Annotated in this window: 17 protein-coding genes; 12 read left to right on the top strand and 5 right to left on the bottom strand. The window is 64.3% G+C overall.

Annotation, left to right across the window (positions count from 1 at the left end; translation table 11 throughout):
- Positions 1–51 precede the first annotated feature (51 nt).
- The 8 genes from pheS to A3736_RS08245 all read left to right on the top strand — a co-directional run bounded on the left by pheS (position 52) and on the right by A3736_RS08245 (position 9370).
- A complete protein-coding gene (gene pheS, locus A3736_RS08280; protein WP_067681525.1) occupies positions 52–1155 on the top strand; it encodes a phenylalanine--tRNA ligase subunit alpha in 1104 nt (367 codons plus the stop codon).
- Positions 1152–3548: a phenylalanine--tRNA ligase subunit beta gene (gene pheT / locus A3736_RS08275; RefSeq protein WP_067681522.1), complete on the top strand. Its 2397-nt coding sequence runs from the start codon at positions 1152–1154 to the stop codon at positions 3546–3548. Before pheS ends, pheT begins: the two co-directional genes overlap by 4 nt.
- A 1-nt stretch (position 3549) precedes the next feature.
- Positions 3550–4302 (top strand): SDR family NAD(P)-dependent oxidoreductase, encoded by a 753-nt coding sequence (locus tag A3736_RS08270; RefSeq protein ID WP_067681519.1) that lies wholly within the window; start codon positions 3550–3552, stop codon positions 4300–4302.
- 17 nt (positions 4303–4319) lie between these two features.
- On the top strand, positions 4320–5852 hold the full coding sequence (locus A3736_RS08265) for a peptide chain release factor 3 (RefSeq protein WP_067681516.1): 1533 nt from the start codon (positions 4320–4322) through the stop codon (positions 5850–5852).
- A gap of 49 nt (positions 5853–5901) precedes the next feature.
- The gene (locus tag A3736_RS08260; protein ID WP_067681513.1) at positions 5902–6771 is read left to right on the top strand and encodes an alpha/beta fold hydrolase; all 870 of its coding nucleotides are present in this window, start codon (positions 5902–5904) and stop codon (positions 6769–6771) included.
- Between the two features lie 4 nt (positions 6772–6775).
- Positions 6776–7477, top strand: a complete 702-nt coding sequence (locus A3736_RS08255; protein ID WP_067681510.1) for an endonuclease/exonuclease/phosphatase family protein — start codon at positions 6776–6778, stop codon at positions 7475–7477.
- A 145-nt stretch (positions 7478–7622) separates the two neighbouring features.
- Positions 7623–7961: a P-II family nitrogen regulator gene (locus A3736_RS08250; RefSeq protein WP_067681570.1), complete on the top strand. Its 339-nt coding sequence runs from the start codon at positions 7623–7625 to the stop codon at positions 7959–7961.
- Positions 7962–7987: 26 nt separating this feature from the next.
- Positions 7988–9370 (top strand): ammonium transporter, encoded by a 1383-nt coding sequence (locus A3736_RS08245; protein ID WP_067681567.1) that lies wholly within the window; start codon positions 7988–7990, stop codon positions 9368–9370.
- A gap of 453 nt (positions 9371–9823) precedes the next feature.
- On the opposite strand, the gene A3736_RS08240 is transcribed toward A3736_RS08245, so the two are convergent.
- Genes A3736_RS08240 through A3736_RS08220 form a run of 5 tightly spaced genes read right to left on the bottom strand, consistent with a single transcriptional unit; the run spans position 9824 to position 14050 of the window.
- The gene (locus A3736_RS08240) at positions 9824–11407 is read right to left on the bottom strand and encodes a GMC family oxidoreductase (protein ID WP_067681507.1); all 1584 of its coding nucleotides are present in this window, start codon (positions 11405–11407) and stop codon (positions 9824–9826) included.
- A gap of 25 nt (positions 11408–11432) precedes the next feature.
- On the bottom strand, positions 11433–12368 hold the full coding sequence (locus A3736_RS08235; RefSeq protein WP_067681504.1) for a sterol desaturase family protein: 936 nt from the start codon (positions 12366–12368) through the stop codon (positions 11433–11435).
- A gap of 10 nt (positions 12369–12378) precedes the next feature.
- Positions 12379–12777: a hypothetical protein gene (locus A3736_RS08230; RefSeq protein WP_067681501.1), complete on the bottom strand. Its 399-nt coding sequence runs from the start codon at positions 12775–12777 to the stop codon at positions 12379–12381.
- An 11-nt stretch (positions 12778–12788) separates the two neighbouring features.
- On the bottom strand, positions 12789–13229 hold the full coding sequence (locus tag A3736_RS08225; protein ID WP_067681498.1) for a TIGR01244 family sulfur transferase: 441 nt from the start codon (positions 13227–13229) through the stop codon (positions 12789–12791).
- Entirely contained in the window at positions 13226–14050 is an 825-nt protein-coding gene (locus tag A3736_RS08220; RefSeq protein WP_067681495.1) for a TerC family protein, read from the bottom strand. The genes A3736_RS08225 and A3736_RS08220 overlap by 4 nt, the downstream gene beginning before the upstream one ends.
- 281 nt (positions 14051–14331) lie before the next feature.
- On the opposite strand from A3736_RS08220, the gene A3736_RS18200 reads away from it, so the two are divergent.
- From A3736_RS18200 to A3736_RS08200, 4 genes are all read left to right on the top strand, one after another.
- A complete protein-coding gene (locus tag A3736_RS18200; protein ID WP_067681492.1) occupies positions 14332–15099 on the top strand; it encodes a cold-shock protein in 768 nt (255 codons plus the stop codon).
- A gap of 149 nt (positions 15100–15248) precedes the next feature.
- On the top strand, positions 15249–16442 hold the full coding sequence (locus A3736_RS08210) for an aspartate aminotransferase family protein (protein ID WP_067681489.1): 1194 nt from the start codon (positions 15249–15251) through the stop codon (positions 16440–16442).
- Positions 16439–17398 (top strand): ornithine carbamoyltransferase, encoded by a 960-nt coding sequence (gene argF, locus A3736_RS08205; RefSeq protein WP_067681486.1) that lies wholly within the window; start codon positions 16439–16441, stop codon positions 17396–17398. Before A3736_RS08210 ends, argF begins: the two co-directional genes overlap by 4 nt.
- Before the next feature lie 46 nt (positions 17399–17444).
- Positions 17445–18383, top strand: a complete 939-nt coding sequence (locus tag A3736_RS08200; RefSeq protein ID WP_369815439.1) for an Hsp33 family molecular chaperone HslO — start codon at positions 17445–17447, stop codon at positions 18381–18383.
- The last annotated feature ends 352 nt before the right edge of the window (positions 18384–18735 follow it).

Raw genomic sequence — 18735 nt, 5'->3', positions numbered from 1 at the left:
GCACATGCGGGGGTGGCGCTTTTTCGTTGTCCCTCCTAATCGAGCGCCACGATGAGCACCGAACACGAACAACAGGTCACCGACACGCTGGAGCGGCTGCATAGCGCCGACAGCGTCGATCAGGTCGAAGCGATCCGCGTCGAGGCGCTGGGCAAGCAGGGCTGGATCAGCCAGCTGATGAAGACCCTGGGCAAGATGAGCCCGGAGGAACGCCAGCAGGAAGCGCCCCGCATCCAGGGCCTTCGCACGCGCGTCGCCGATGCGGTGGAGGATCGCAAGGCGGTGCTGGAAGCGGCGGCGCTGGAAGAGCGGCTGGCGTCCGAAACGCTGGATCTGACCTTGCCCGCGCCTGCCACGCCGAAGGGGTCGGTCCATCCGGTCAGCCAGGTGATGGACGAGCTGGCGGAGATTTTCGCCGATCTCGGCTTCTCGGTCGCCACCGGGCCCGAGGTGGAGGACGACTGGCACAATTTCACCGCGCTCAACATGGCCGAAACGCACCCCGCGCGCGCCATGCACGACACGTTCTATTTCCCGGATACGGACGCGGATGGGCGGCGGATGTTGCTCAGGACGCATACGAGTCCGGTGCAGATTCGCTCGATGGTCGCGAACGGCGCGCCGATCCGCATCATCGCGCCGGGCCGCGTCTATCGCAGCGACAGCGATGCCACCCACACGCCGATGTTCCACCAGATCGAAGGCCTGGTGATCGACCGGGACATCCATCTCGGCCATCTCAAATGGACGCTGGAAACCTTCCTCAAGGCCTTCTTCGAGCGTGACGATATCGTGCTGCGCCTGCGCCCAAGCTATTTCCCCTTCACCGAACCCAGCGTCGAAGTCGATGTCGGGTGGAAGGACGTGAACGGCAGGCGGGTTCTGGGCGGCGACGGCGATGCGCCGGGCCATGGCTGGATGGAATTGCTGGGCAGCGGCATGGTCAACCGGCGGGTGATCGAATTCGCCGGACTGGACCCGCAAGAATGGCAGGGCTTCGCCTTCGGCGTCGGTGTCGATCGCCTCGCCATGCTGAAATACGCGATGGACGATCTGCGCGCCTTTTTCGACGGCGATAATCGCTGGCTGACGCATTATGGCTTCTCGCCCTTCGACCAGCCGACCCTTTCCGCCGGTGTAGGAGCGAAGGCATGAAATTCTCGCTCGAATGGCTCAAATATTTCCTCGAGACCGATGCCTCGGTTCAGGAGATCGCCGCCGCGCTCAATCGCATCGGCCACGAGGTCGAAGGGATCGAGGATCCGGCGGAAAAGCTCGCCGGTTTCCGCGTGGCGGAGGTGCTGACCGCTGGCCCGCACCCCGATGCCGACAAATTGCAGGTGCTGAGCGTTTCCACCGGCGATGCAGAGCCTTTGCAGGTCGTGTGCGGCGCACCCAATGCGCGTGCGGGCATGAAGGGCGTGCTCGGCCTCCCCGGTGCGGTCGTGCCCGCCAACGGGATGGAATTGCGCAAGAGCGCGATCCGCGGCGTCGAATCGAACGGGATGATGTGCTCGGTACGCGAGCTCGAACTCGGCGAAGAGCATGACGGGATTATCGAGCTTCCCGACGATGCTCCGGTCGGAAAAGCGTTCGCCGAATACAGCGACGTCTCGCCCGTATTCGACGTGGCGATCACGCCCAATCGCCCCGATTGCATGGGCGTGCTGGGCATCGCACGCGATCTGGCGGCGGCGGGGCTGGGGACATTGAAGCCCGTCACTTCCGATCCTGTCGAAGGCGAAGGGGAAGCGCCCGATATCCGTATCGAGGACGAGCAGGGCTGTCCGGCCTTTTATGCCCGCACCATTACGGGCGTGACCAACGGCCCGAGCCCGGCCTGGATGCAGCGCCGCCTGAAAGCGGCGGGCCAGCGGCCCATCAGCGCGCTCGTCGATTGCACCAATTACCTGATGCTCGCCTTCGGTCGCCCGGCGCATGTCTACGATCTCGCCAAATTGAGCGGTCCCGTTATCGCGCGCCGCGCAAAGGATGGCGAGACGGTCGAGGCGCTGAACGAGAAGACCTATACGCTCGACTCCAGCATGACCGTGATCGCCGATGACACGCAAGTCCACGATATCGGCGGGATCATGGGTGGGGAGCATTCGGGCGCGACCGACGCGACAACCGATGTCCTGCTCGAAATTGCCTATTTCGATCCAGAGGCGATCGGTGTGACCGGCCGCAAGCTCGGCATTGCGAGCGATGCGCGCACCCGGTTCGAGCGTGGGGTGGATCCGGCTTTCCTCGACAAGGGGCTGGATATTCTGACGAGCCTCATCCTCAAGACCTGCGGCGGGACGCCCGGCGCAGTGGCGCGGGCAGGCAAGCCCCCGGTCGAGCCGACGCGGATCGCCTTCGATCCGAAGCTGACTGCGACGCTCGCCGGCGTCGACGTGGCCGAAGGCGAGCAGAAGCGCATTCTCGAAGCGCTCGATTTCGAGGTCGCAGGCGATTGGCAGGTCACCTGCCCGCCGCGCCGCCACGATATCGAAGGGCCGGCCGATCTGGTCGAGGAAGTCGTGCGCCTATACGGGCTCGACAAGGTCGAGAGTGTGGCTTTGCCGCGCGCCGAAGGCGTGGCGAAACCGACTGCCTCCCCGCTCCAGCTGACGGAGCGCAAAGTGCGCCGGGCAGCGGCGGCGCGCGGGCTGAACGAGGCGGTGACGTGGAGCTTTCTCCCGACGCAGAAGGCGCAGCACTTTGCCGACGGTGCGGATCTTTGGGTGCTCGACAATCCGATCAGCGAGGATCTGAAGGCGATGCGCCCCTCGCTGCTGCCGGGCCTGTTGATGGCAGCCAGGCGCAATGCGGATCGCGGCGCCGACACCTCGCGCCTGTTCGAGATCGGAAGGCGCTATTTCCGCGGGGCAGATGGCGCGAGCGACGAGAAGCCGACGCTGGGTGTCGTGCTGGCAGGCGAGAAGACGCTGCGTGGATGGAGCGAGGGTAAGGCGAAAGGCTTCGATGCCTATGACGCCAAGGCGGAGGCGCTGGCCCTGCTCGAAGCTGCGGGCGCGCCGGTCGACAATCTGATGGTGATGGCCGGAGAGAAAGGTGGCGCGGGTGCGCAGTTCCACCCCGGCCAGTCCGCCACCCTGCGCCTCGGGCCCAAGAACGTGCTCGCACGGTTCGGTGCGCTGCATCCCGCGACGCTGAAGGCGTTCGACCTCGATGGCCCGGTTGTCGCGGTGGAGATCTATCTCGACGCGGTTCCGGCCAGGAAGAATGCCGGCTTCGCGCGGGGTCCCTACGCGCCGCCCGCTCTGCAGGCGATCACGCGCGATTTCGCGTTCCTGGTGCCCGCCGATCTCGCGGCGGGCGATCTGGTCAAGGCGGTGCGCGGCGCGGACAAACAGTCCATCGTCGATGCGCGCGTCTTCGACGTGTTCGCAGGTGCGGGCGTGCCCGAGGGCAAGAAATCACTCGCCCTCGAAGTCACGCTCCAGCCCGGCGAGAAAAGCTTCGCCGAGGCGGAGATCAAGGCGCTGTCCGACAAAATCGTCGCCGCTGCGACCAAGCAGGGTGCGGAGTTGAGAGGCTGATATGACCAAGACCGCATTCGTCACCGGAGCCACCGCCGGGATCGGAGAAGCTACCGTGCGCGCTTTGGTCGCGGGGGGCTGGCGCTGCATCGCGACGGGACGCCGCAAGGAACGGCTCGATGCGCTCGTCAGCGATCTGGGCGCCGACAAGGTCCACCCGGCCGTGTTCGACGTGCGCGACGAGGGCGCGATGGATGCCGCCATCGCGGCACTGCCCGGCGAATTCGCGAAAGTCGATCTGCTGGTGAACAATGCCGGGCTCGCGCAGGGGTTGAGCCCCGCGCAGGAAGCCGATCTGGACGATTGGCAGACCATGATCGACACCAACGTCACCGCCATGGTCAAGCTGACGCGCAAGCTCTTGCCAGGCCTGATCGAGCGCAAGGGCGCAATCATTGCGCTCGGCTCTGTCGCGGGGAATTACGTCTATCCGGGCGGCAATGTCTATGCCGGGTCCAAGGCCTTTGCGAACCACTTCACGCTGGCCCTGCGCGCGGACCTTCACGGGACCGGCGTGCGCGTGACGAGCATCGAGCCGGGCATGGTGGAAACCGAGTTCACGCTGGTGCGGACGGGCAGCCAGCAGGCGTCGGACGATCTTTATCGCGGCTCCGATCCGATGACGGGCGAGGATATCGCGATGATGATCAAATGGGTGGCCGAACTGCCGCCCCATCTCAATATCAACCGGCTCGAACCGATGCCGGTCAATCAGGATTTCGCGGGCTTCCGGGTGGCGCGGGAACAGCAGTAACGCCCTAGGAAAACAGAATGCCGGACACCCACAATTCCCGCCGCACCTTCGCGATCATCTCGCACCCCGATGCGGGCAAGACGACGCTGACGGAAAAGCTGCTGCTTACCGGCGGCGCGATCCATCTCGCCGGCCAGGTCAAGGCGCGCGGCGCGGCGCGGCGTGCGCGTTCGGACTGGATGAAGATCGAGCAACAGCGCGGGATTTCCGTGACCAGCTCGGTCATGACGTTCGAGCGTGACGGGATCACCTTCAACCTGCTCGACACGCCGGGGCACGAGGATTTCTCGGAAGACACTTATCGCACGCTGACCGCGGTCGATTCCGCCATCATGGTGATCGACGCGGCCAAGGGGATCGAGCCGCAGACGAGGAAGCTGTTCGAGGTGTGTCGCCTGCGCAGCGTGCCGATCATCACCTTCGTCAACAAGGTCGATCGCGAAGGGCGTCCGGTCTTCGAACTGCTCGACGAGATCGCGGACATGCTGGCATTGGACGTGAGCCCCCAGGCCTATCCGGTCGGGATGGGCGGCGAATTTCAGGGCGTGCTCGATTTTTCGACTGGCTGCGTCGCGCGGCCCGAGGGCCCGTCCAAGGAGTTCAAGGGCAAGCGCGATGCGGATGTCGACCTGCCAGAGAAAGTGGCCGAGAACGTCGAACTGGCGCAGATCGGCTATCCCGAATTCGACCTCGACGCCTATCGCAACGGCGATCTGACGCCGGTCTATTTCGGATCGGCGCTGAAGAATTTCGGCGTCACCGAGCTGATCGAGGCGATCGCCGAATTCGCACCCCCGCCGCGCCCCCAGCCTGCGGGCGAGGAGAAGATCGGGCCGGACCATGACGAGGTGACGGGTTTCATCTTCAAGGTTCAGGCCAATATGGACCCCAATCACCGCGACCGGATCGCCTTCATGCGGCAGGTGTCCGGCACGTTCAAACGCGGTATGAAGCTGACGCCTAGCGGCCTCGGCAAGCCGATCGCGGTGCATTCGCCGATCCTGTTCTTCGCGCAGGACCGCGAGCTGGCCGACACGGCGGAGCCGGGCGACATCATCGGTATTCCCAATCACGGCACTCTGCGCGTGGGCGACACGTTGAGCGAGACCAACACGGTCCGCTTCACCGGCCTGCCCAATTTCGCGCCGGAAATCCTGCGCCGCGTCCAGTTGAAAGATCCGACCAAGACCAAGCAATTGCGAAAGGCGCTCGACGATCTTTCGGAGGAGGGCGTGATCCAGGTCTTCTATCCCGAGATCGGCGCGCAGTGGATCGTCGGCGTGGTCGGCCAGTTGCAGCTGGACGTGCTCGTTTCTCGCCTGTCTGCGGAGTACAAGGTGGAGGCCGCGCTCGAAGCCGCGCCCTTCGCCACTGCGCGTTGGGTGTCGGGCGATGCCAAGGCGCTGGACCAGTTCGAAAGCTTCAATCGTGCCAATCTCGCCAAGGATCGCGACGGCGATCTGGTCTTCATGGCCAAGAGCCCATGGGACGTCGGCTATCAGGAAGAGAAGAATCCGGAGCTGAAATTCTCGGCGACGAAGGAGCGATAATCGGGCGAACGGGCTTGCGCAGCGGCGCGGAGGATTTCAAACCGCTGGCATGACTCTCACCGGACCCACCTCGCAGACCTTCGTCTCGCAGCGCCTGCGCCTCAATTACCTCGATTGGGGCAATCCCGAAAAACCGCTGCTGATGCTCGTCCATGGCGGGCGCGATCATGCGCGCAGCTGGGACTGGGTGGCGGAGGAATTGCGTGAGGACTGGCACGTCGTCGCCTTCGACCATCGCGGCCACGGCGATTCGGACTGGGTCAGCGATGGAAATTACAACGTGCAGGACATGGTCTACGACCTTGCCCAGCTCGTCCATCAACTTGGCGACGACGAAGTCACCATCGTCAGCCATTCGATGGGCGGCAATGTCGCGCTGCGTTATGCCGGGACGTTTCCCGACAAGGTCCGCAAGATCGTCGCCATCGAAGGGCTCGGTCCCAGTCCCAAGCGGCAGGAGGAGATGCGCGCCGATCCCTATCCCCAGCGCATGGCGGAATGGATCGAGAAGAAGCGCGCCGCCGCCGCCCGAACGCCCCGCAAATACGACAGCATCGAAGCTGCCTTCGCGCGGATGATCGAAGAGAACAGCTACCTCACCGAGGCGCAGGCCCGCCATCTGACGTTGCATGGGGTCACCCGCAACGAGGACGGAACCTATAGCTGGAAGTTCGATCCGCATCTGAATGTCTGGCATGTCGAGGATGTGGCGGACGAATTTCTCCACCAGACCTGGGCCGCGATCACCGCGCCGACCCTGCTGCTCTATGGTGCGGACAGCTGGGCTTCCAACCCGCAAGGCGATGGGCGGCTGGAGCATTTCGAAAATGCGAAAGTGATCGAATTCGAGAATGCCGGACACTGGCTGCACCACGACCAGTTCGACCGCTTCATGCAAACCTTGCGCGACTTCCTCTGAGCGCGTGAAGCTCACATTCGCCAGCTATAACGTCCACAAGGCCGTCGGCGTCGATCGGCGGCGGGATCCCGACCGGATCATTTCCGTGCTCCGCGAGATCGATGCCGACATCATCGCCTTGCAGGAAGCCGATCTGCGGCTGGGCGATCGCGCCAGCGTGCTGCCCAAGGCCTTGCTGGACGATACGCCTTGGCGCGTGATCCCGGTGGCGAAGCGACCGCGCAGCATCGGCTGGCATGGCAACGCCCTGCTGGTGCGGCGCACCATGCAGGTGGAAAGTGGCCAGGCGCTCGACCTGCCGACACTGGAACCGCGCGGCGCGGCCTGCGGCCATATCGCGGTCGAGGGCCGGGCGATCCGCATCATCGGCACCCATCTGGACCTGTCCGGGCTGCGGCGGCGCGATCAGGTACGCTCGCTGCTCAAATTCGTGCGCGAGTGCGAGGGCGACTGCCCCACCGTGATTGCGGGCGATTTCAACCAGTGGGGCCGCAGCACCGGCGCGATGCGCGAATTCGGCGACAGGTGGACGCTGATCACGCCAGGCGCGAGCTTCCCCAGCCGCAAGCCGATCGCCCGGCTCGACCGGCTGGTCGCTTCGGACCATTTTCGCGTGATCGAAAGCGGAACGCATCACACCGCCCTTTCGGCCGTCGCGTCCGACCATTTGCCGATCACGGCGATACTGGAGCTGCCTGAAATTTAGGCACGCGCTTATTCGTTAAACAAAGGTTACCGAACCGCGCAGCCGCAGCGTATTGTTATTGCGCGATTTCGGGGTTTGGCACGCGCTTTGCTGCACTTGCGAAAGCCGGGAACGGGCCCGGCCTCTAACAAGGGGGATGCGCGCCGTGAAATACATCATCGCCGTCATCAAGCCGTTCAAACTCGACGAGGTGCGCGAAGCCCTCGGAGCGATCGGTGTTGCTGGCATGACCGTTTCGGAAGTGAAGGGTTTCGGACGCCAGAAAGGCCAGACCGAAATCTATCGCGGGGCCGAATATTCGACCAACATGCTGCCGAAGGTGAAGCTGGAAATTGCCGCGACCGACGATCTGGCGCCGCAGGTGGTGGAAACCATCCAGCAGACCGCGAGCACCGAAGCGATCGGAGACGGCAAGATCTTCGTGCTCGACCTCGCCGCCGCAACGCGCATCCGCACCGGCGAAACGGGAGACACCGCGCTATGACCTGCGTCACGAACATGGGAGGCACCATGATCCACACACCTTTCGTCCGCGCCGCTTCGATCGGCACTGCTCTTCTGGCCGGGGCATCCTCGGCCATCGCAACCGCGCAGGAAGCCGTTCAGGAGGCGGTTGACGGCGTCACCGGATCGCCCATCGCGGGCGCAACCGTGGAAGCCGCTGCGGCGGTTCCCAATCCGGGCAACAATGCCTGGATGATGACATCCACCATTCTGGTCCTGCTGATGATCCTGCCGGGCCTCGCGCTGTTCTACGGCGGCCTGACGCGGTCGAAGAACATGCTTTCGACGCTGACGCAGGTGGGCGCCACTGCCGCGCTTGCCATGCTGATCTGGGTGATGTGGGGCTATTCCACTGCCTTCGGCCCCGAAGGCAACGCCTTCTTCAGCTGGGGCAACGCCTTCCTGACCGGCACCACGGCCGACAGCACGGCGGCGACCTTCAGCGACGAAGTCATCAGCGAATACGTCTTCATCAGCTTCCAGATGACCTTCGCGGCCATCACCGCGGCCCTGATCCTGGGCGCAACGGCGGAACGCATGAAGTTTACCGCAGTGATGGTGTTCGTGCCGATCTGGCTGACCATCGTCTATTTCCCGATCGCGCACATGGTCTGGGCGACCGGCGGTCTCCTGTTCGATGCAGGCGCGCTCGATTTCGCGGGCGGCACCGTGGTCCACATCAATGCCGGCGTTTCCGGCCTGGTGCTGGCCATGATGCTCGGCAAGCGTCGCGGCTATCCTGCCGAACCCATGCCGCCGCACAGCCTCGTGATGACCATGATCGGCACCGGTCTCCTCTGGGTGGGCTGGTTCGGCTTCAACGCCGGGTCGGAACTGGAAGCCGACGGTGTCGCGGGCCTCGCCATGATCAACACCTTCGTCGCCACGGCGGCAGGTGCGCTGACCTGGATGGTGATTGAGAAGCTGGCCGGCCACAAGGGCAGCGCGCTGGGCTTCTGCTCGGGCGTGATCGCCGGCCTCGTCGCCGTGACCCCCGCTGCGGGCAATAGCGGCCCCTTCGGCGCGATCCTGCTCGGCATCGTGGCCTCGGCGGTCTGCTACTTCTTCGTCGCCAAGGTGAAGACGAAGTTCGGTTACGACGACAGCCTGGACGCCTTCGGCATTCACGGCATCGGCGGCGTGGTCGGCGCGATCGGCACCGGCATCGTGGTCCAGCCGTTCATCGGCGGTCCGGGCGATGGCGAAGTCGGCACGCTGGCGCAGGTTCTGATCCAGCTCGAAGGCGTGGTCGTCACCATCGTCTGGGCGGCAGTCGGCACCTTCATCGCCGGCATGATCGCCAAGCTCGTCACCGGTCTGCGCGTCTCGGAAGAGGACGAGGTCAACGGCCTCGATATCGCCGAGCACGGGGAGCGGGCCTACAACTGACACTACCGAATTGGCGGGGCCGGGGGCTCTCTCTCCTCTCTCAAACCCCGACCCCGCCAACCATTGTTCCTCCTGCGAACATAAGACTAAGGCCGGAGCTCCCGAATGGAGTTCCGGCCTTTTTTTGGCGAAGCCACCTCCGTGGCTTCGTCCTCGGTGCTGTTCCCTGCGCTTCGCTCCGGGGCACCTGCGGGGCGGGCGCGTGCCCTTGCGGTCCGCTGGTCGCGGACCGTTCCCGTCAAAACATCTCGGCTTGGTGCTGGAGCTCGGACCCGCAGGGTCCGCAAGGGCGACCGCCCGCCCGCAGCGCCGTCAGGCGCGAGGATTTCGCGAGCGCGGAGGCGCTTGCGCAAAACACAACCTCATTGCTCGGCCCTGGTGCGCGCGCTATCGGTCTAGCGCCCGAAACCGAGAGCGACCAATCTATCTCGCCATTCCCGCAGGCAGCGATATCTACCCCAGCTCTTCCTTCACGAAGTCGGCGCACCGTTCGCCGATCATGATGCTCGGCGCGTTGGTGTTGCCGCTGACCAGGCGCGGCATCACACTGGCGTCCGCGACCCACAGGCCCCTGATCCCACGCACCTTGAGCTTGGGGTCGACCACGCTGTCCTCGTCTGCCCCCATCCGGCAGGTGCCGACCGGGTGGTAGACGGTATCGGCGCGGCTGCGGATCAGATCGTCGAGCGCGTCGTCATCGTCGAGGTCGATGGGATAGCGATCCTTCGGCTCGAAAGCCTGCATCGCCGGTGCATCGACGATCCGGTGCGACAGGCGTACACCTTTCCTCAGCACTGCCATGTCGCGATCATCGTCGAGGAAGTTGGGATCGATCACTGGCGCATCGCCCGCGCGGCGGCTGGCGAGCCGCACCGTGCCCCGGCTTTCGGGCCGCAGCACACAGGCGTGCAGCGAGAAGCCATGCCCCTTGACCTTGGTGCGTCCGTGATCTTCCAGCATGGCGGGGACGAAATGCCACTGGACGTCGGGCGCGGGCGCATCGTCCATGACGGTCCAGAACCCACCCGCCTCGGCATAGGGCGTGGTCATGATCCCGGTGCGATGGCGGCGATGTTCGATCAGCGCCTTGGCCATCCGCATCGTGCCTTTCAGGCTGTCGCCGAAAAACCCGTCATCCTGGCTCTGCCAGCTCGAAACGTAGTCGATATGGTCCTGCAGATCCGATCCCACCGCGTTGCAGTCCCGTTGCACCGTTATGCCATGTTCGCTCAGGTGATCGCCCGGACCCACGCCCGACAGCATCAGGATCTGCGGCGAATTGAACGCACCCGCGCTCATCACCACGCCGCCGCGCGCACGCACGGTGCGCTGGCGATCGCCCGCCGAATAGGTCACGCCGGTCGCGCGGTCGCCGTCGATCTCCACCTTCTGCACCGTCACGCCGATGCGAACGTCCAGATTGCGCGATTTGCGCAGCGGCTCGACATAGCCGCGCGAGGCCGACCAGCGCTCGCCATCCTTCTGCGTAACCTGATAGAGGCCGAAGCCTTCCTGCTTCGCTCCGTTGAAGTCGCGATTATGCGGCAGCTGGAGCTGGGTCGCGGCCTCGACGAAGGCGTGGCTGCCGGGATTGACCGCGCTCTGGTCGCTGACCCAAAGCGGGCCGGACGCGCCGTGATAGGCGTCATCGCCGCGCACGTTGTGTTCGGCGCGTTTGAAATAGGGGAGCACGTCATCATAGCTCCACCCGTCGCATCCCAAGGCTGCCCAATTGTCGTAATCGTAGCGATTGCCGCGGATATAGATCATCGCATTGATCGCCGACGATCCGCCAAGGCCCCTGCCGCGCGGCTGATATCCCTGCCGCCCGTTGAGGCCTTTTTGCGGCACCGTTTCGTAGCGGTAATTGATCTTCGGTCCGGTGAAGGCGAGCATGGCGGGGGTCTTCACCCCGAACGTGTCGTTGCGCCCGCCCGCTTCCAGCAGGCACACGCTGTATCCCGCTTCGGCCAGTCTGCCTGCGACCGCGCATCCCCCACTGCCGCCGCCCACCACGATGACGTCGAATTCGTCCATGCTCACTCTCCCTTGGATCGGGAGGTTAGGTAGGCTTTCGCGTCTCCGCAATCGCGTTTTCGACTGCAACCTTGTTCGCGGCCTCGGATCGCGCGATCCAGTCGGCGCGGATCTGATCGGACGTCGCGCGACTGCCGTCATGGCTCCAGCCGGGTTCGCGCAGCAGATAGGACAATTTGTGCCGCCAGGGTGCGCGCCGTACGTCTTCGGCGATCCCGACCCATTCGTGGAACACCGCCCAGACCAGATTGAAGCTGCCGAGCTGTTTGACGATGCCGTAACGGATGCGCTCCTCGTCGTTCTCCGGTTCGAATGTGCCGAACAGCCTGTCCCAGAGGATGAAGACGCCCGCGTAATTGCGGTCGAGATAGCGCGGATTGGTGGCGTGGTGGACGCGGTGATGGCTGGGGGTGTTCATCACCGATTCGAACCAGCGCGGCATTTTATCGATCGCTTCGGTATGGATCCAGAATTGGTAGATAAGATTGAAGCCCGCGCAGATCGCGATCATGCCGGGGTGAAATCCCATCAGCACCAGCGGCAGCTTGAAGGCGAAGCCCAGCGTCAGGAAACCGGTCCAGCTCTGGCGCAGCGCGGTCGAGAGATTAAAGTGCTGGCTGGAGTGATGATTGACGTGGCTGGCCCAGAACCAGCGCACCCGATGGCCGAAGCGGTGGACCCAGTAATAGGCCAGATCGTCTAGCACGAAGCAGAGCGCGAAGGCCCACCAGCTCCAGGGGATGTCGAATGCGCGAAACTGCCAAGCCCACAGGAACAGGGCGAGGAAAAGGCCGCCGGTCAGCAGCCCGGCCACCGTGCTGCCCAGCCCGAAGGCGAGGCTGGTGAGCGTGTCGCGCGGCTCGTAAGCCTCGCGCCGCTTACGCCACGCCCAAACCATCTCGACGAGAACCAGAGCGACGAAGCCGGGAACGGCCAATTCGGTGGGCGAGAAATCCGGCATGGTCGCGCGGTCATAGGCGCGCGATGCCGTCTCTCCAAGTTTCGGGATCGGCGATCGCGAGCCGCACCGCGCCGTAGCGCCGCTCGCCACAGTCCACGATCAGGGCTCCCTCCTCGATCCGGGCACTCGCCCTTGTGTCCAGCAGGCGCGCGGCAAAGTGGGTGCCGTGCTGGCGAATCAAAAGAAGGCGATCGTCGGCATCGCGCAGCAGGGCGGCGCGGCCTTCGCGATCGCGGGCCATAGAGACGGGCTCGAATCCGTCCAGCGCCTCATGGGCGGCCTCGCGCGCTGCTTCGTCGCTATCCAGCCTGCGCTGCGGGCCCAGTTTGAGCGACCAGGCCAAGCCTGCGAGCAAAAGGATCGCGATAAGCGATCCGGCAAACCGCAGCAGGTCGGGCGGAAGTCCCACCGCTTGCGAAATCAGGAGCGGGCGCGGGCGGCGAGCTGCTCCATCGCGGGACGGACCGGCGAGACGTCATAGCCCGCCTTAGCCGCTTCGCCCGCCACCTCGTCGAGGTCGCGACCTCTATGGGCCTGAACGAGCGCCCAGAGCAGGGTCGAGCGGGTACCGGTCCGGCAGAAACCGAGTACCGGCCCGTCTGCCGTGTCGAGCACGCTGGCCAGCGCTTCGACATCTTCCAGGCCGAACCCGTTCGGCCCGATCGGGATCGCAGTATAGGAAAGGCCCGCTTGATCCGCCGCTGCGCGGATCGCGTCGCCCGGCGGCTGGTCCGGCACCTCGCCATCCGGGCGGTTGTTGACCACAGCCACCACGCCCGCCTGTTTCGCCCGCGCGATATCCGCAGGTTCTATCTGCCCGGCTGCGAGGAAGCCTGCGGCGATCGGTTTGAAGTCGCTCATGCGGAAATCTCCTGTGCGGCCCGCTGCTTCTGACGGCGGTTGCGTTGGACGATGTTGAGAATCTCGACTCCGACCGAAAAGCCCATGGCCGCGTAGATATAGCCCTTGGGCACATGGAAGCCGAACCCGTCGGCAATCAGCACCACGCCGATCATGACGAGGAAGGCCAGCGCCAGCATCACCAGCGTCGGGTTCTTCTCGATGAAATTCGCCAGCGGATCGGCGGCGATCATCATGATGCCGACGGTGATGACTACGGCGGCGACCATGATCGGGATATCGTCGGTCATGCCCACGGCGGTCAGGATCGAATCGACCGAGAAGACGAGATCGATGGCGACGATCTGCGCGATCACCGTGCCGAAGCTTGCCTTGACCGCATCGCCCATCGTGGGGGATTTGCCCGGTGTCTTGTCGAGTAGATCGCCCGAGTCGTCTTCTGGCTCCATCGAGTGATGGATTTCCTTGGTCGCCTTCCACAACAGGAACAGCCCGCCGACGAGCAGGATCAGATCGCGCCCGGAAAACGCGGTGTCGAAACTCGGCTCTCCATATTCGTTCGGCGCGCCTCTGATGCCGAGATCGAACAGGGGCGTCTGCAAGGTCACCAGCCAGCCGATCAGCATCAGCATTCCGATTCGCATGATGAGAGCCAGCGAAAGCCCGATCCGCCGTGCGCGCTGCTGCTGATGTTCGGGCAGCTTGTTCGACAGGATCGCGATGAAGATGAGATTGTCGATCCCCAGCACGACTTCGAGTGCGATGAGCGTGAGCAGGGCAAGCCAGGCGGCGGGATCGGAAAGAAGCGCGATAATGTCCATAGCGCGCGAATGCCCGGCTTCGCCGCACAACGCAATCGTCATGCAGCATGAAGGAAAGGCGACAATAGAGACTGCGAAGGATGGCCAAAATGTCATAATGATGCGCCAATGTGTTCATCGGCGCTAAATCGTTCGCGTATCGTTCGAATTGTCGCTATGGGGGAATCGATAATGGGGCGGATTTGCCTTTTCGGGCATGGCCGCTGCGCGCCGGTTCGCATTCGCGGCCCTCGATCCGGCGCATTCACGACGGGGCGGCGCGACAAGGTATATGTTGAGTTATGGGTTACGATAAAGGCCGTCGACGGGGACGGGACAAGCGCGACGGCATCGGAGAAGATTACGATCCCTTCGGCGGACCTCCGGGCGGCGGCTTCGGCGGTGACGACCGGGGCGGCTACGGCGGCGGTGGCGGCGGCTATCGCGGCGGCGGCGGTGGCGGCTATCGCGGTGGCGGCGGCGGCTTCGGCGGTGACGACCGGGGCGGCGGTGGCGGCTTCGGCGGCGGCGGCGGTGGTGGTTTCCGTGGCGGTGGTGGCGGCGGTGGTAACCGCATGCCCGCACAGGTCGTCGGCACCGGCAAGGGCACCGTAAAGTTCTTCAACGCACAGAAGGGTTTCGGCTTCATCCAGCAGGATGGCGGGGGCGAAGATATCTTCGTCCACATCAGCGCCGTCGAACGCGCCGGCCTCGAAGGTCTGGGCGAAGGGCAGGAGCTCGAATTCAACCTGGTCGATCGCGGCGGCAAGGTGTCCGCCCAGGATCTCCAGATCGTGGGCGACGTGGTGCCCGCCGGCAATGCCGGTGGCCCGCCCAAGCGCGATCTGACGGGTGAAAAGGCAACCGGTACCGTCAAGTTCTTCAACGCGATGAAGGGCTTCGGCTTCCTCACGCGGGATGACGGCCAGCCCGATGCGTTCGTTCACATCAGCGCCGTCGAGCGCTCCGGCCTTGCCGGGATCAACGAAGGCGAACGCTACACGTTCGATCTCGAAGTGGACCGACGCGGCAAGTACTCGGCGGTCAACTTGGTCCCCGCTTCCGACTGAGGAGCGAGCCGGGACGGTCCCGCGCCCCCGTTTGACCGGGCAGGCGCGAGACCATAGAACGCCGAGCAAACGAGAATGGCGGTTCCTCTCGGGGGCCGCCATTTCTCGTTCGGGATGCTACCGAGCCATGAGAATTTCCGGAGATGCAAATGTCGATTTCGCCGCTGATGCCTGTCTATCCCCGTTGCGGTGTACGCCCGGTCCGGGGTGATAACTGCCATCTGATCGACGAGGATGGCACGCGCTATCTCGATTTCGCCAGCGGAATCGCGGTCAATCTGCTCGGCCATTCGCACCCTGCGCTGATCGGTGCGATCCAGCGCCAAGCGGAAACGTTGATGCATGTCTCGAACCTCTATGGCAGTCCACAGGGCGAGAAGCTGGCCCAGACGCTCGTCGACAACACCTTTGCCGATACGGTCTTCTTCACCAATTCGGGCGCCGAGGCGGTTGAAACCGCGATCAAGACCGCGCGCGCCTATCATCAGCATGAAGATGGCGATTCGAACCGCACGGAGCTGATCACCTTCACCAATGCGTTTCACGGCCGCACGATGGCGACCATCAGCGCGTCCAATCAGGAAAAGATGCACAAGGGCTTCCAGCCTCTGCTGCCCGGTTTCGTCTATTGCGAGTTCGACGATCTCGAAGCGGCGAAGGCGCTGATCGGGCCGAAGACGGCTGGCTTCCTAGTCGAACCGATCCAGGGCGAAGGCGGCATCCGCCCGGCGAGCCGCGAATTCATGACCGGCCTGCGCGCCCTGTGCGACGAGCATGATTTGATGCTCGTGCTGGACGAAGTGCAATGCGGAGTCGCGCGCACCGGCAAGCTCTACGCGCACGAAGCCTACGGTATCGAGCCCGACGTGATGGCCAGCGCCAAGGGCATCGGCGGCGGCTTCCCGCTCGGTGCCTGCCTCGCCACCGAAAAGGCGGCCCGGGGCATGACCTTCGGAACGCACGGATCGACCTATGGCGGCAATCCGCTGGGCATGGCGGCGGGCCAGGCAGTGATGGACACCGTCGCGAACGAGGCGTTCCTGTCCGAGGTGACCGCCAAGGGCGAGCGGCTGCGCTCGCGCATCGAGCAGTTCATCGGCAATTACCCAGATCTGTTCGATTGCGTGCGCGGCATGGGCCTGATGCTCGGCATCCGCATGAAGGTGGAGAGCCGCCCCTTCTTCGTCCATCTGCGTGACAACCACCAACTGCTGACGGTGGCGGCGGGCGATCAGACGCTGCGCGTCCTGCCGCCGCTCGTGGCTGACGAAGCCGAGTTCGACGAATTTCTCGACAGGCTGTCGTCCGGCGCGGCCAGCTACGATCCGGACGCTGCGGGATGACGAAGGAGCAGCCTCTCGATCTCGCGCCGACCGTGCGCAATTTCCTCGACCTGTCCGATGCGGGCGGCAATGCGGTCGCGGCCATGATCGGCGACGCGATCGATCGGAAGGCTGCACGCGCCGGATGGCCCAAGGGCAAGGCTGACGCCGATGCTCCGCTGGCCGGCCATGTGCTGGGGATGATCTTCGAAAAAGCATCGACGCGCACGCGGGTGAGTTTCGACATCGGAATGCGCCAATTGGGCGGTTCGGCCCTGATCCTCGATTCCGGTACCAGCCAGTTGGGGCGAGGAGAGAGCATCGCCCACACCGCGCGCGTGCTCAGCCGCATGGTGGATGCGATCATGATCCGCACGGACGATCACGCCAAGGCCGAGGAGCTGGCGCATCATGCGCATGTTCCCGTCATCAACGGCCTCACCGATCGATCGCACCCCTGCCAGATCGTCGCCGATCTGCTGACGCTGGTGGAGCATGGCAAGGCTCTGCCCGGTCTCGAACTCGCCTGGTTCGGGGACGGCAACAATGTGCTGCATTCGGTTCTCGAAGCGGCGGGATTGATGAAGTTCAACGTACGGGTCGCGACGCCCCCCGGTTACGAGCCGGATGGCGAGTTCGTGGAAATGGCCCGTAATGGTGGGGCATCGGTTACGCTGACTCAGGATGCCGAGGCGGCAGCGCGCGGGGCGGATGTCCTCTTGACCGACACCTGGGTTTCGATGGGTCAGGCCGAGACGCACGACAAGCTTAAGGCGATGGAGCCGTTTCGCGTCGATGCCCGGCTGATGGAAGCGGCCAAGTCCGACGCGCTTTTCCTTCACTGCCTGCCTGCCCATGTCGGAGACGAAGTGAGCGAAGAGGTGTTCGAAGGCCCGCAATCGGTGGTGTTCGACGAGGCGGAAAACCGCATCCACGCGCAGAAATCAATCCTGCGCTGGTGCTTCGGCCAGCTTTGAGCGCGGTTCTCGTGGCGGTCTTCTCAGCGGGCTGATCGGTTCCCATATGGCCGGAATGACGGAAAAGAAGACCGCCCCGCAATTGCCTGCTGAAAACCCGCTACCCGAAATCTTTGCCGGGCAAGTGCTCGGCTTCATGATCCCTTCGCAGCATGCGCGCGGTCGCGCCGTGCGGCTCGATGCGGTGCTGGACGAAGTCCTTTCGGCGCATGACTATCCGCCGCCGATCACGCACCTTCTGGCCGAGGCACTGGTGCTGATCGCACTGGTCGGATCGCTGCTGAAGGACGAGGGCGCGCAGGTCACCATGCAGGCGCAGACACAAGCCGGGCCGGTGAGCCTGCTCGTGTGCGATTACAAGGATGGCGCCTTGCGCGGCTATGTCGATTTCGACGCAGATCGCCTCGTCGAACTGGGTGCGAATCCTTCGCTTTTCGCCCTGTTCGGAGCCGGATATCTGGCGCTCACCTTCGATCTGCCGGGCGAACAGGGGCGCTATCAGGGGATCGTTCCGCTCGAAGGCGATAGTCTGGCCGAAGCGTGCCAAAGCTATTTCGTCCAGTCCGAACAAGTGCCCACTCTGATCCGCGTGGCGATAGCTTCGGGATCGGATGGTTGCCGGGCCGCAGGCCTGCTGGTTCAGCACCTTCCGGACGGCGAGGAAGGGCGGGAGCGTCTGCACGTCCGCCTCGACCATCCCGAATGGGAGCACGTCGCAGTGATGGCGGGATCGATCCGGCACGAGGAATTGCTCGACACCGGTCTGTCGATGGACGCGATCGTCTGGCGGTTGTTCCACGAAGAGGATGAGGTGCGCGTCACGCGCGGTCCGCATCTCGTTCGCGGATGCCGCTGCACCAGCGACCATTACGAGAAGGTGCTGGCGCGCTTCTCCGAAAAGGATCGTGAGGAAATGCGCAACGAAGACGGGATCATTCTCGTCGATTGCGCATTCTGTTCGCGGAGCTTCCCGATCGCCGCCTGAAACGCTGGTCGACCCGCGAAGCCTTTTCATAGACCGAGAGGACAAACGGCACGATTTCACCTACAAGAGTAGGGTGGTCGCAGCTTGGAGAATGGCTATGGCCAAAACTGTTCGGAAATTGGGCGCCCTTGCGTCGATCGTCGTCGGCGTTTCGGCGAGCGTGATTGCATTCGCTCCGGCGACTGCGCAATCCTCGCTTCAGATGCTGTCGAAGCTTACACCGGGTCAGTGGGAAATTCGTGGCCGCAATGGCGGCTCGGCTCGCTCGATCTGCGTGCGCGACGGTAGCGAGCTGATCCAGATCCGCCATCGCGGCGCCGCCTGCAACCGNCCCGGTGTAAGCTTCGACAGC

It is taken from the genome of Erythrobacter sp. HI0063 (genome assembly GCF_001635685.1).
Taxonomy (GTDB): Bacteria; Pseudomonadota; Alphaproteobacteria; order Sphingomonadales; family Sphingomonadaceae; genus Qipengyuania.
This window is presented reverse-complemented; position numbering and strand designations above follow the sequence as displayed.